This is a genomic window from Bacillus sp. SIMBA_008 (assembly GCF_046535495.1).
GTDB lineage: Bacteria > Bacillota > Bacilli > Bacillales > Bacillaceae > Bacillus > Bacillus subtilis.
On sequence record NZ_JAWRWL010000554.1, the window covers coordinates 1 to 267 of the forward strand.

The window sequence follows — 267 nt, forward strand, 5'->3', positions numbered from 1 at the left end:
TTTATCATTATGTACATCGGGCTGTTCTTTAAGCAGTCTGTTTTGCTTGCCAGCTTGTTTATGATTCTCGGCCTGCTGTCGATCGGACTCAGCACCGCCGTTTATTTTTGGATCGGTATGCTGTCCACAAAAGCGGTCCGGGTGATGTGTCCCGCTTGCGAGAAAGAAACGAAGATTCTGGGCAGAGTGGATATGTGCATGCATTGCAGAGAGCCTCTTACATTGGATAAAGGATTGGAAGGCCAAGCGTTCGATGAGTCTTATAAC

General features: G+C 47.2%; 1 protein-coding gene. It reads left to right on the plus strand.

The features are described 5' to 3' along the window. Nucleotides 1-267, plus strand: a 267-nt coding sequence (locus SB658_RS24410) for a DUF2614 family zinc ribbon-containing protein (protein ID WP_410602952.1), incomplete at both ends; no start/stop codon positions are given.